The sequence below is a fragment of the Flavobacterium sp. Sr18 genome (genome assembly GCF_011064265.1).
Taxonomy (GTDB): Bacteria; Bacteroidota; Bacteroidia; order Flavobacteriales; family Flavobacteriaceae; genus Flavobacterium; species Flavobacterium petrolei.
This window is the reverse complement of the sequence record NZ_CP049329.1, coordinates 1606801-1620346: the sequence shown is the minus strand read 5'-3', so window position 1 is coordinate 1620346 and position 13546 is coordinate 1606801. Positions and strand designations below refer to the sequence as shown.

Below are 13546 nucleotides of genomic sequence, written 5' to 3'. Positions count from 1 at the left end.
TTTAGATGAACATACCAGCAAATTTAAAGTACACAAAAGATCACGAATGGATTAGTATTGAGGGCGATATCGCAACAGTTGGAATCACTGATTTTGCTCAAAAAGAATTAGGAGATATCGTTTATGTTGAGGTAGAAACTTTAGATCAAACATTAGAAAAAGATGAGGTTTTTGGAACGGTTGAAGCGGTTAAAACGGTTTCAGATTTGTTTCTTCCTATAGCAGGAGAAATCATTGCTTTCAATGACGCTTTAGAGAATACTCCGGAAAGTGTAAATGCAGATCCTTATGGAGCTGGATGGATGATCAAGGTGAAAATAGCTAATATGGCTGAAGTTGATGGATTGCTTTCCAGCGAGTCATACAAAGAATTAATAGGTGCTTAAACACCTCTATTTTTGGGCTGCTTTGCTGTGGACAGGAACAATTGCTTTTTTCTGTTTGGTACAATTGAATAATGTTCCATTGGGAACTGTTTCCAATTTAGATAAGTTGGTACATGCCTTTTTTCATTTTGTGCTCACATTCTTTTGTTTCTTGTTTTTAAAAAGCCGTGCAAAGGATCCGAATAGTTTGAAACCTTTGATTGCTTCGTTTCTTTTTTCTGTTTTTTTTGGAATAGGAATAGAAATAGCTCAGGAATTATTTACTACAACCCGTCATGCAGAGGTGTTTGATGTTTTAGCAAATCTGTCTGGAGCAACTTTAATGGTGGCAGTGGTTATTTTATTTGGTTTAAATACAAAGCTCAGATAATTTTCAAAATAAAATGAGTCCCACTTCGGTGGGATTTTTTTGTTTACAGGTTTTCGTAAAATAAGAAATTATCTTTTCAAGAAGTTGTTTATGAATTCTATTTTAAAAATGCCTACAAATAGTAGTTTTGAGTTTATAAAAATACAAATAGAAGAATCTTATGTGCAGATAAAATGTATTTTTGTGAGTTCGAATTAGTTATCATCAAGAAATTAGTAACGCTATGAATATCAAGCAATATTTAGATTCCACCTATTTAAAAACTGCAGAGCAAGCGGGAATCAGTGAAGAAAAAAATAACCTAGTGGCTCAGGAATTTATTCAGGAGGCTATCGAGGAGCATTTTAAACTTATAATGATTAGACCAGAAATGGTTTCTTTGGCTAAAAAGATGATTACGGAATCGAATTCGTTAGTGCAAATAGGGACTGTAATTGATTTTCCCGAAGGAACATCTTCATTAGAAGATAAACTTCAAGAGGCAATTCATGCGATACAAGATGGTGCGGATGATTTGGATTTTGTATGCAATTACCAGGCTTTTAAAAATGGAGAAATAGATTTGGTTAAAGAGGAAATCTTAAGATGTACCCAATTAGGTCTGGCTCATAATAAAGTAGTAAAATGGATTATTGAAGTGGCTGCACTCACCGAAAAAGAATTTATCCAATTGTCAAGTTTGATAAAAAATGTAATTGTTTCTAATTTCGAGCAAGAGCTGATTCCAAAGGTTTTTGTAAAATCTTCTACGGGATTTTATAAAACAGAAAATAATTTACCTAATGGCGCCACTATTCCTGCTATAATGATGATGCTTGAAAATGCTTCGCCTCTTCCGGTAAAAGCTGCTGGTGGAGTGAGGACATACGAGGAAGCAGTTGCGATGATTGAATTAGGGGTGAAAAGAATAGGGACTTCCGGCGCAAAAATGATAGCGAATGGTCAAAATTCAAATAATGAATATTAAATTCAAAAAGAAAATAAGCATGAACAAAGGGTTGTTGGGATTACTTTTACTATTAAATTCCTTTACTATTTCTGCTCAAGATATTAAAAGTGTTACGGTACAGTCCGGCAACACAGCGGAGCGTTTTCCAGTTTTTGCGAATTGCGTAAACTTACAATCGAATGCTTTAGAGACTTGTTTTTACAATCAGGTGCAGGATCTTGTATTTGCGAATTTTGAAATTCCGGAGAATTTGAAACTAAGTAATTTTCTAGGAAATGTAAAAGTTCTTTTTGAAGTTGATGGCAATGGTGTCTTTAAAGTAATTTATGTAGATGCCACGGAGGAAAAATTGATTGAAGAAGTGAAAAGAGTTTTCGGTAAATTTCCAAAAATTCAGCCCTCAACGTATAATGGAAAACCAACGTATGCTAAGTTTACCATGACGATTTCGATTCCCTTGAAAAGTAGGGAAGAAGCAGCTGCTACAACTTTGGCGCAAGCCGATATTGTTTCAAACAATACTAATAAGTTAACGGAACTGGATAGTATTGTTTATAAAAAATTTAGTAGTCCGGAGTTTGAAAGTCATTTGAATATCCCGTTTTCACATAGCTATTATGCGCAATTTGATGCTTCGTTAAATCAAATGGGAAGTAACAACCACACCGCTTCAAAACCTTACACCTATGCGGAAGTGTCTAAATATTATGACCTGAAAGCAGTGAATGAGAAGCTGAAAAAGACTGCTTCCAGTTGGTGGGCAAGAAAGTTGTGGAATGAAAATATGGTTGAAATTCAGGGCGAGGATTACTGGTTTACACTGAATCCTATTCTTGATTTACAAGTTGGGAAAGCGTCAAAAAGTGATGTGTCGTATACTTATGTAAATACACGTGGAATCAATTTTCGCGGTGGTTTGGGTAAAACATTGAATTTTACCACTACTGTTTTTGAAAGTCAAGGACGTTTCGCAGATTATTTCAATACTTATGCGGAATCTATTAAACCGGCGGGGGGAAATCCAGCAATTATTCCGGGTATTGGTATTGCAAAAGATTTCAAAACCGATGCGTACGATTTTCCTTCGGCAGAAGCCAATTTAACTTTTGCGCCAAGTAAACATATCGATTTGCAGTTGGGTTACGGTAGAAATTTTATTGGGGATGGATACCGATCATTATTAGAAAGTGATGGTGCCAGCCCATATCCTTATTTTAAACTAAATACTAATTTTTGGAAAATAAAATACACCAATACTTACATGTGGCTCAAAGACGTTCGTCCAGATGTTACAATAGAAAGAACGTATGCAACCAAGTTTATGGCAAACCATTATTTGAGTTGGAATGTTTCGAATAAATTGAATCTTGGTTTTTTCGAATCCGTGATTTGGACTAATACAAATAATAGAGGATTCGATGTGAGCTTTGTGAATCCTATTATATTCTATCGTTCGGTTGAATTTGCATCTTCGGCGAGGAGTGGAAATGCAATATTAGGGTTGACCTACAAATACAAATGGAGCAATCAAATTAACTTTTACGGACAGTTTATTCTGGACGAATTTTCTCTTGGAGACATCAAAGAAGGGGATAATAGCTGGAGAAATAAATACGGATACCAATTGGGGGCGAAGTATTACAATGCTTTTGAAATTGACAATTTGTTGCTTCAATTGGAGTACAATCACGTTCGTCCTTATGTTTATTCGCATAGTATGCCAATTACTAATTACGGACATAATAATCAAAGTATTGGGCATCAATGGGGTGGAAATTTCAAGGAATTAATTGCTATTGCCCGATATCATAAAGGCAGGTACTTTGCTGATGCAAAAATTACTATAGGAACTCGGGGATTGGATTTTGATACTACCGAAGACAATTTTAATTACGGTGGGAATATCTATAAAGATTACGATGAAAACAGACCGTTTGATAGTGGTGTAAAAGTGGGTCAGGGAAACAAAACAGCTGTTTTTATTGCTGATTTTCAAGGAGGTTATTTAGTGAATCCGGCAACAAATCTAAAGCTCTTTGGAAGTTATATTTACAGGAGTTTTGATCCAACAAAAAATACGGCAACTACTTTCAGTCAGAGCACAAATTGGTTGACTTTAGGGGTAAGAGCGGATATTTTTAATTGGTATTTTGATTATTAATCTTTATTTTACTGATTAATAATCTTTTTATGAATTGTTTTTTGTCAAATCCCTTTTGATAGCCTACTTTTGCAAAAGTTTTTACAAAGCAAATAATCTTTAGCATTGAACGCAACACAAAATCCCTTTTCATTAAAATCTGTTTACATTGATTTCCGCGAGATCACCAAAGCACGTTTAGCAATTAGTGTCGTTTTTTCGTCGATTGCAGGATTTATGCTTGGAATTTATGATTTGCATTCGTTAGATTGGATGGTTTTATTAAAGTTAGCTGTTGGTGGTTATTGCATGGTTGGAGCATCAAATGCTTTTAATCAGGTAATCGAAAAAGACCTAGATGCTTTGATGGATAGAACTAAAAACCGTCCTGTGCCGGCTGGAAGGATGTCGCAAGCTACGGCTTTGATTATTGCAAGTCTTTTAACAGTTGTTGGAATTGCGTTGTTGTATACAATCAATCCTAAAACAGCAATGTTTGGTGCTATTTCTATATTTTTGTATACAAGTGTTTATACTCCTTTGAAAACCATGACTTCTTTGTCTGTTTTTGTTGGAGCTTTTCCTGGAGCAATTCCATTTATGTTGGGTTGGGTTGCGGCCACAGGAGAATTTGGAATAGAAGCAGGGACTTTGTTTTTAATTCAGTTTTTTTGGCAATTCCCACATTTTTGGGCTATTGGATGGTTTTTGTATGAAGATTATGAAAAAGCAGGTTTCTTTATGTTGCCTACTGGTAAAAAAGATAAAGGTACAGCCTTGCAAATTATTTTATATACAGTTTGGTTGATTTTAGCCTCGCTTTTACCTGTTTTGGGTTATACAGGGCGTTTGTATATTACGCCTATTGCAGCGGTTATTGTATTTTTGTTGGGACTATGGATGTTATTTTACGCCGTACGATTGTATCAGTTGAGAACCGCAAAAGCAGCCCGTACCTTAATGTTGGTGAGTGTTTCTTATATTACATTATTACAGTTAGTTTATATATTTGATAAATTTTTAAGATAGTTATGGAGATGATAATGACAGCAGCCGAGCAAAAATCGAGAACGGCAAGATCCTACAAGTTGATTTTGTTGTTTGCAATGGTGAGTATGACCATGATGTTCGCAGGACTTACGAGTGCTTTTGTGGTAAGTAAATCCAGAGCCGACTGGTTGAAAGATTTTCAGTTGCCACCGGCATTTTATTACAGCACTGTAGCAATTATCGCATGCAGTGTGATGTTTCATTTGGCGAAAAAGTCCATTCAAAAAAACGATCAAAGTAAAACAACAATTTTTCTTTTGAGCACATTAGTTCTAGGAATATTGTTTGTAATTTTACAGTTCGTAGGATTTGGTCAAATAGTGGAAAACGGTTATTATTTCACCGGAAGCGGAAGCTCAATAACCACTACTTTTTTATATGTTGTTACGGTTGTGCACTTGATTCACCTTGCTGGTGGCGTGATTTCACTGCTAATTATAATTTATAATCATTTTAAACAAAAATACAATTCATCTCAAACCCTTGGAATTGAACTTGGTGCAATGTACTGGCACTTTCTTGACTTATTATGGGTTTATTTGTTTTTGTTTTTATATTTCTTTAAATAAGAAAAAAACGTAAATTTGGGAACTTTTTAACGAATAACTTTTATGGAAGCGACAGTTACTACTGCTAATAGTGAAGAAAAAACTTGGGGAGGCGGCAATGAGCCAATGGGAGCAAGTTATGGCAAATTAATGATGTGGTTTTTTATCGTATCAGATGCTTTAACGTTCTCTGGATTTCTGGCGGCGTATGGTTTTTCTCGATTTAAATTTATTGAAACATGGCCATTGGCTGACGAAGTGTTTACACACTTTCCGTTTATGCATGGAGTATCTGCTCCGATGTATTATGTGGCCTTAATGACTTTTATTTTGATTTTCTCATCAGTAACAATGGTTTTGGCTGTTGATGCAGGTCATCAAATGAAAAAAAACAAAGTGATTTTGTACATGTTCTTAACCATTATTGGAGGTTTGATTTTCGTAGGATCTCAAGCTTGGGAATGGAAAAATTTCATCAAAGGTGAATATGGTGCTATTGAAACAAAAGGAGGTAGTTTACTTCAATTTGTGGACAAAGATGGACATCGTGTAGCATTAGCTGATTTTGCTGCAACTTTACCTGAGGAGAGAGAGCAACTAACAAGAAACAAGGCGAAATGGTTTATGAGTGAACCAGCGCTACCATCGTACTCTGTTGCAGAAGTTCAAGCGGGTTTCAAAGCTCATCCTGAACTTTTAATCAGAACTGAGGTTGTTACTGCTGAAAAACAGAAAACAATTTTATCAAGAGCAGAATCTGAAGCAAGATTGAGTCAAGCTCATTATGTGGTGGAAGGTGCTAACTTGGTTAGAAACGAATACGGCAGTAAATTATTTGCTGATTTCTTTTTCTTTATTACTGGATTTCACGGATTTCACGTTTTCTCTGGAGTGGTGATAAACATTATTATCTTTTTTAATGTGTTAATTGGAACTTATGAGAAAAGAAAAAGTTATGAAATGGTAGAGAAAGTTGGTCTTTATTGGCACTTTGTCGATTTAGTTTGGGTTTTTGTATTTACAGTTTTCTATCTAGTTTAATTTTCAAATAGTAATTATCATGTCACACGAACACGTATCTAATATAGGTAGAATCTGGAAAGTTTTCGGAATATTGTCTGCCGTTACAGTAGTAGAAGTAATTTTAGGAATTTTGAAGCCTGAAGCGCTACACATGAACAATCTAATGGGTTTGAATTTACTGAACTGGATATTCTACGCTCTTACTGTTTACAAAGCGTATTATATTGTTTGGGCTTTCATGCACATGGAGGGAGAAAAAAGCACTTTAAGAAATGCAGTTGTTTTTCCTCTGATTTTTCTGATATTATATATACTCTTTATTCTCTTGACTGAAGGGGATTATATTTATGAGGTTTTTAAAAATTCTACTATAAAATGGAATTTTTAACAAGATATTAATTCAAAAAGAGGGTACGCATTGCGTACCTTTTTTTATTTTTGTACTATAAAAGTATCATTACAATGAAAAAAAATATTGTCCTTTTCGTTCTTTTTATTTTGCCTATAGTTGCCTACCTTTTTTTTGCTTCTGGCGTAAATGGGTTTACTAAATTACCAACATTAACTCCCAATACTGCTGATTTTGGCAATTGGCAATCTTTAGACGGACAAAAAGTTACTTTGAATGGAAAAGTGACTATTTTGGGTTTTATGGGAACAGAGCTATTAAAAAACAGAGGAAATCTTTTCAATTTAAATCAGAAGATTTATCAAAGATATCACGAGTTTAAAGATGTTCAGTTTGTGATGGTTTGTCCAACCGGAACTGAAAAAGATGCGAAGAAAGTGGTGGATGCCTTAGGAGCCTTTACGGATGTTGCACAATGGCGCTTTGTTTTTGCTTCTCCTGTTGAAATTCAGGCTTATTACAATCAATTAAAATTAGTAGAGAAATTAGACGATAAATTGGGAACTCCAAAGGTATATATTGTTGATAAGAAGAGAAATCTTCGCGGTAGAAAATTGGTAAAAGATGCTAAAGAAGGATATAGTACATTTCACCCAGCGGAGTTGAGTAACGAAATGCTCGATGATTTCAAAGTGATTCTATATGAATATCGTGCAGCACTTAAAAAGAACAATAACGCCACCAGAAAAATATAATAGTTTATGTTTAAAAATAAATCATATATAGGTATCTCTTTTATTATTTTGATTTTTGGAATTTATGCTATTCCAAAAATTGTAGAAAGAATTAAAAATGATAAGGTGGTTCAAGGCGACAGGCTCGATAGTGTTAATCCAACAACTACAGAAGAAGGTGAATTAATTAAAATAGGCCCTGCGCCGAAATTTGAATTAATCAATCAAGACAGTAAGAAGGTGACCAATGAAACATACAAGGGTAAAGTATATGTTTTGGAGTTTTTCTTTTCAACTTGCCCAACGATTTGTCCGAAGATGAATGCAAGTATGCTTCTTATTGAGAAAAAGTTTTTTGGAAATCCTAATTTTGGAATCGTCTCCATCACTATCGATCCGGAACATGATACTGCAAAAGTATTAAAAGAACATGCCAATCTTCTTGGAGTAAAATCCACTAATTGGAATTTCTTGACTGGTGATAAAGCCTACATATTTAATCTTGCTAATAAAGGGTTCAATCTTTACGCAGGTGAAAATAAAAAAGTTGCAGGTGGTTTTGAACATTCAGGATTGTTCGCCTTGATTGATAAAAATGGAAATATTCGTTGCAGAAATGATGAATTTGGAAACCCTATTTTATATTATGACGGTTTAGATAAAATGGGAGTAAGAAACTTACAACAAGATATTAATATTTTATTAGAAGAATAAAAATGGAAAATGTTTCTCTTGAAAAAAAAATGAACAAATTTATAATAGCAGTATCCATCATAATACCGGTTGCAGTTGCTATTCTTTTTGGTGTCAAACTAAAAGATCTTGGATATAATGTAGCGCCTCTATCTTTTTTACCTCCTATTTATGCTACTACTAACGGAATTACGGCTGTTTTATTAATTGCTGCCGTTATAGCAATTAAAAATGGTAAAAGGAAACTTCACGAAAGATTAATGACTGGCGCAATCGCCTTGTCTGTTGCTTTTTTGGTGATGTATGTGGCATATCACATGACTTCTGTTTCTGCAGTTTTTGGTGATGCAAATCATAATTTAATATTAGAGGATTCTGAGAAATTAAACATAGGATCTATGAGGATCTTTTATTTGGTAATTCTCATTACGCACATTATACTATCAATTGCCATAATTCCGATGGTTTTAATAACTTATGTTAGGGCTTTGGCACAAAATTTTGACAAACATAAAAAGATTGCGAAAATTACATTTCCAATTTGGTTGTATGTTGCTGTTACCGGAGTAGTTGTTTATTTAATGATATCGCCTTATTATGTATATTAAATCCAATAAAAGCTCAAAAGCGGGCCATACATTTAAGAGGTTAAGTTTTTTTATATTTCTTTTTGTTTGTAGTGTTTTTACATCAACTGCAAATGCACAATGTGCTATGTGTCGCGCTGCATTAACAAGTGAAGGCAATGCAACGCAGGCAGCGGCGGTAAATGACGGAATTGTGTACCTGATGGTGATTCCTTATATTTTGGTTGCAGGAATTGGGTATGCTATTTATCGAATGAAAAAGAATAAATCGTAATAGATACTATCAGTATCAAAAGGGAAGCGATAAAACAGCGTACTTAAGTTTTAAATATGCAGTTTGTTGATCATTAAAAACTGATGACGGAACAATTCTACTTCAATCCGTCAACGGAAACACTTACAGTTCCTTTTACTTTTATAAAGGCAATTATAGCCTGATTCGTTAATTGGATTTTTTGAAATTGAATGTCTTCCATCTTTCCATTTACAAAAACACCTTGCATTGGAGAATAGTTTTTTAAATAAGTCAACATACTTTTTTGACCTTCTTCTAGGTTTGGTTTTATAGAATAACGACAACTTTGTTCGATTTTTTTGAGCACCAAACCTTGGGCTAGCCAATTTGCAGTTCGCATCAATTTGTTTTTTGTATCTAAAGCGTAATCCAATTGATCAAAAAATACTTCCTTAGTTTTTTCGTTATACTGGGGAAATCCGGCTAAATAGATAGTTCCATTCACAGACCCTAATACATCTAACGCAATTATCATTTTTCCTTTTTTGTGCCAAATTGCTACATTTTGAACTTTTACTTTCTTTGAGCCGGAACCAAATTCTTGACCGGCAAAATTTTTGGTCATGATTTTTGATGCTTCCTGATACGTTGAAATGGCAACAATGTTGGCCGTAATGTCTTCAGGAATTTTAGTAACGGGTTTTAAGATAATTTTGGATGCATTAAATTTAGAATCCGGTTGTTTTCCAATTAAGGTTTCCATGTTGCATTTCATTCCCATATCTAATACAAAAGTGTCATTTTTCAGTTTCGCGTTGGTCGAATAAATTTCTAGTGGTACTATTCTAAGCCAGCTTTCATATGTGTCATTCATTAGAAAAGGAACGCAGATTTTCTCTAAGGCCGCCAGAACATTTGGTTTAAAGTCCAGTGATTTTGCAATAGCATCGTCAATTTTCCTTTCAATTTTTGATTTAAATAGTTTTACGGCAGGATTAATTAAATAAGTAAGCGGAACGTTTTTTCCAAAAACGGTCATCGTAGGACTCTCATTCCAATCCAATGATTTTAGTTCCGTTTTTGTGTTTAGTTTCCAATTGATCAAGGTAACATCACTTACTAAAGTCACAACTCCATCAAGATGAAATTCTCGGGTATCGTACATTTCGATTCCCAATTTTTTAGTGCCAATTCGATATTTGACAATAGCCTTTAAAGGTAAAATGGTTCTAATTTTTTCTCCTTTTTCTCCAATATCATTTTTGATCGTAATTGGAGCGAGTTTCCAAACCTTCATTTCGATGTCATCGTCTTCAATATTATTGTCTTCGTAAATCAATCCGCTCAACAATGCATTAGTTTGGTTCTCAATATCCTTTAGTTTTACGCTAATTGGCATATTGATAAATGAAGGAGTGTTTTCATAAATCAATGGGGTCGCATCATCTGGTTCTGGTTTCAGAGCACCTATTTTACTTGTTGTAGCACAGCTTGAAACAAATAGAATCGAACAGATTATTAATAGATTGGAAGAGAATTTAAGCATTTTGACAGGAGTTAGAAAAACAAAATTAACAAAACTATTCTTTTTTTATGAATTTTTGTAACAAATGCTAATTTCTAAAGTCTAATTGTTTTATAACGGATTTATGAACAAAATATTTTTTATTAATTCATAGATTTTTAGTAGAAAAAGTTAAATTTGTTTGCAGCTATGCTGCGCTTTTATTCAAAAATATATGGAAAAAAGAAGTTTTCTTAGTTTAATGGTCATGCTGGTTTGTTGCGTAACAGCTCAAGCACAATCAAAAGTTTGGACCTTAGAGGAATGCGTGAAATACGCCATTCAAAATAATATTTCCATCAAGCAGTCTGAATTGGATTCAAAAACAGCACTTATTGGTAAAAAAGATGCTATCGGGAATTTCCTTCCTTCTCTTAACGCTAGTGCTTCCCACTCTTGGAACATAGGTTTGAACCAGGATATAACTACGGGTTTATTAAGGAATCAAACAACCCAGTTTACTTCAGCTGGCGCTAATGTAGGTGTTGATATTTATAAAGGATTGCAAAATCAGAACACGCTTCGTAAAGCCAATCTTTCGATAGTAGCTGCCAAATATCAATTGTTAAAAATGCAGGAAGATATTGCCTTGAATGTTGCCAATGCTTTTTTGCAGGTTCTTTTTAACAAAGAAAACTTAAAAGTACAGAAGGAACAATTGGGAATTAATGAAAAGCAATATGCGCGTTCAGAAGAATTAGTTAAAGCGGGATCTATTCCTCGTGGAGATTTATTGGATATAAAAGCGACCGTAGCGCAAAATAATCAGAATGATATAGCTGCGGATAATGCTTTATTAATTTCAAAATTAAGTTTAGCGCAGTTGCTACAGCTAAAAGATTTTGAAAATTTTGATGTTGTGGATGACACAAATATGAGGGATGAGAATAATATTATGGCACAAACTCCAAGTGCTATTTATGACAAGGCGGTAGAAGGCAGAACAGAATTGAAAATTGCCCGAACTAATTTAGAGATTGCTCAAAAAGATGTGGAAATTGCAAAAGGAGCTTTTCAGCCTACTTTGCAGGGTTTCTATAGTTTTAATAGCAGGGTTTCATATGCGGATGTTCCTGTTTTTGATAACATGGGAAATATAATTGGCACCCGAAATTCAGCGCCGTTTTTCAATCAATTTGGCGACAATAAAGGACAATCTTTTGGTGCACAATTATCTATTCCAATATTTAATGGGTTTTCAGTTAGAAACAATGTAGAGCGTTCCAAAGTAAGTTTAGAACGATCAAAAATTGCTGTTGAGCAACAAGATTTGGATTTACAAAGAAATGTTTTTACTGCATTTACAGATGCCAAAGGAGCGCTTAACGCTTATGAATCATCAGTTGTTGCGCTTGAAGCCAGACAAGGAGCGTATAATTATGCTAAAGAAAGGTACGATGTAGGTTTGATGAACTCATTTGATTTCAATCAGTCGCAAACCTTATTGACCAATGCACAATCAGAAGTTATCAGAACCAAGTACGATTATATTTTCAAAATTAAAATCTTAGAATTCTATTTTGGAATTCCTCTTATCAAAAACTAATTTATTATGTCTAAAAAAACAATTTATATTCTAATAGGTGGGGCAGTTGTAATTATTGCGGCTCTAGTGATACTTTCAAAATCTGGCGTTATCGGTAATAAAGATAAAGGAACTGAAGTTGAAATAGCCCAAGTTAATCCATCTACAATCGTTGAAACGGTTTCTGCAACAGGAAAGATTCAACCGGAAATTGAAGTGAAAATTTCATCGGAAGTATCCGGAGAGATTATTTCTTTGAATGTAAAAGAAGGTCAAGTGGTAAAAAAAGGAGATTTATTAGTTAAAATAAATCCGGATTTATATACATCAGGTTACAACCGTTCGGTTTCGAACTTATCTGGAACAAGAGCAAATTTGAGCCAAGCAGATGCCTCTTTCAAAGAATCAAAATCCAATTATGACAGAAATAAAACTTTATTTGAAAAAGGAATTATTTCAAAATCGGACTGGGATAAAGCAATTGCATCCTATGAAGTAGCTAAAGCAGCAAAGCAAACTGCTTATTTTAATGTTCAAAGTGCTTCGGCAACAGTAAATGAAGCCAAAGACAACTTAGGAAGAACTACAATTTACGCACCCGCAGATGGAACTATTTCTATGTTGAACGTAGAATTAGGAGAACGCGTTTTGGGGACACAACAAATGACTGGAACAGAAATTTTGAGGGTAGCTAACTTGAACAATATGGAAGTTGAAGTGGATGTGAATGAAAATGATATTGTAAAAATTAAAGTAGGAGACGAAGCAAATGTTGAAGTAGATGCGTATTTAAAAAAACAATTTAAAGGAACTGTAACCAGTATTTCAAATTCGGCTAGTTCTGCCTTGACAGCGGATCAAGTAACTAATTTTAAAGTTAAAGTAAGAATTTTGAAGGAATCGTACCAAGATTTATTGGAAGGAAAACCAGATACATATTCGCCTTTCAGACCAGGTATGACGGCAACTGTGGATATTATTACTGAAACAAAAAGTAATGTATTATCAGTGCCAATTAGTTCTGTTGTCATAAAATCTGACACTGCCGCTGTAAAAGAAATTGTTGTAGTTGATCCTAAAGACGAGCAAAAAGGAGCAGCGCCTAAAAGCGATAAAAAATTCGAGTGTGTATTTGTAAAAGTTGGAGATAAAGCTAAAATCAGAGTCATCAAAACAGGTATTCAGGATGATACTAACATTGAGGTTTTGACCGGTTTGAAAAAAGGAGATGTGGTAATTACAGGACCTTATTCAACGGTGACGAAAGATTTGAATTCTGGCGACAAAGTCATGCTAAAAACAGATAAAGATAAAGGAGAAAGTAAAAAGTAACCTATATTAGCAACTATTTTGAAATCACAATCATAAAATCTAATTTTGTGATTGTGATTTT

The 13546-nt window shown here is 34.2% G+C and carries 15 protein-coding genes; 14 read left to right on the top strand and 1 reads right to left on the bottom strand.

Annotation, left to right across the window (positions count from 1 at the left end):
• The first annotated feature begins 5 nt into the window (after nucleotides 1-5).
• From gcvH to G7A72_RS16760, 12 genes are all read left to right on the top strand, one after another.
• Entirely contained in the window at nucleotides 6-386 is a 381-nt protein-coding gene (gene gcvH, locus G7A72_RS07250) for a glycine cleavage system protein GcvH (protein ID WP_113634010.1), read from the top strand.
• Nucleotides 387-465: 79 nt separating this feature from the next.
• The gene (locus tag G7A72_RS07245) at nucleotides 466-756 is read left to right on the top strand and encodes a VanZ family protein (protein ID WP_241258593.1); all 291 of its coding nucleotides are present in this window, start codon (nucleotides 466-468) and stop codon (nucleotides 754-756) included.
• Nucleotides 757-979: 223 nt separating this feature from the next.
• Nucleotides 980-1723, top strand: coding sequence for a deoxyribose-phosphate aldolase (gene deoC / locus G7A72_RS07240; RefSeq protein ID WP_165151978.1), 744 nt, complete (start codon nucleotides 980-982; stop codon nucleotides 1721-1723).
• Nucleotides 1695-3866, top strand: a complete 2172-nt coding sequence (locus G7A72_RS07235) for a gliding motility protein RemB (RefSeq protein ID WP_371807561.1) — start codon at nucleotides 1695-1697, stop codon at nucleotides 3864-3866. Before deoC ends, G7A72_RS07235 begins: the two co-directional genes overlap by 29 nt.
• A gap of 105 nt (nucleotides 3867-3971) precedes the next feature.
• On the top strand, nucleotides 3972-4874 hold the full coding sequence (cyoE, locus tag G7A72_RS07230; RefSeq protein ID WP_113665036.1) for a heme o synthase: 903 nt from the start codon (nucleotides 3972-3974) through the stop codon (nucleotides 4872-4874).
• A gap of 2 nt (nucleotides 4875-4876) precedes the next feature.
• Entirely contained in the window at nucleotides 4877-5464 is a 588-nt protein-coding gene (locus tag G7A72_RS07225) for a cytochrome c oxidase subunit 3 (protein ID WP_165151977.1), read from the top strand.
• Nucleotides 5465-5506: 42 nt separating this feature from the next.
• A complete protein-coding gene (locus G7A72_RS07220) occupies nucleotides 5507-6484 on the top strand; it encodes a cytochrome c oxidase subunit 3 (protein WP_113665038.1) in 978 nt (325 codons plus the stop codon).
• Nucleotides 6485-6503: 19 nt separating this feature from the next.
• A complete protein-coding gene (locus G7A72_RS07215; RefSeq protein WP_113665039.1) occupies nucleotides 6504-6854 on the top strand; it encodes a cytochrome C oxidase subunit IV family protein in 351 nt (116 codons plus the stop codon).
• A gap of 74 nt (nucleotides 6855-6928) precedes the next feature.
• Nucleotides 6929-7570 (top strand): hypothetical protein, encoded by a 642-nt coding sequence (locus G7A72_RS07210; protein WP_165151976.1) that lies wholly within the window; start codon nucleotides 6929-6931, stop codon nucleotides 7568-7570.
• Nucleotides 7571-7576: 6 nt separating this feature from the next.
• On the top strand, nucleotides 7577-8263 hold the full coding sequence (locus G7A72_RS07205; protein WP_113665041.1) for an SCO family protein: 687 nt from the start codon (nucleotides 7577-7579) through the stop codon (nucleotides 8261-8263).
• A 2-nt stretch (nucleotides 8264-8265) separates the two neighbouring features.
• Nucleotides 8266-8850: a DUF420 domain-containing protein gene (locus tag G7A72_RS07200; RefSeq protein WP_113665042.1), complete on the top strand. Its 585-nt coding sequence runs from the start codon at nucleotides 8266-8268 to the stop codon at nucleotides 8848-8850.
• Between the two features lie 106 nt (nucleotides 8851-8956).
• Nucleotides 8957-9103: a hypothetical protein gene (locus G7A72_RS16760; protein WP_371807560.1), complete on the top strand. Its 147-nt coding sequence runs from the start codon at nucleotides 8957-8959 to the stop codon at nucleotides 9101-9103.
• Nucleotides 9104-9200: 97 nt separating this feature from the next.
• Here G7A72_RS16760 and G7A72_RS07190 read toward each other — a convergent pair whose 3' ends face one another.
• Nucleotides 9201-10610, bottom strand: a complete 1410-nt coding sequence (locus G7A72_RS07190; protein ID WP_165151975.1) for a DUF4403 family protein — start codon at nucleotides 10608-10610, stop codon at nucleotides 9201-9203.
• A gap of 193 nt (nucleotides 10611-10803) precedes the next feature.
• On the opposite strand from G7A72_RS07190, the gene G7A72_RS07185 reads away from it, so the two are divergent.
• Together G7A72_RS07185 and G7A72_RS07180 are read left to right on the top strand one after the other, a co-directional pair.
• A complete protein-coding gene (locus tag G7A72_RS07185; protein WP_165151974.1) occupies nucleotides 10804-12174 on the top strand; it encodes a TolC family protein in 1371 nt (456 codons plus the stop codon).
• Nucleotides 12175-12180: 6 nt separating this feature from the next.
• A complete protein-coding gene (locus G7A72_RS07180) occupies nucleotides 12181-13485 on the top strand; it encodes an efflux RND transporter periplasmic adaptor subunit (protein WP_165151973.1) in 1305 nt (434 codons plus the stop codon).
• The last annotated feature ends 61 nt before the right edge of the window (nucleotides 13486-13546 follow it).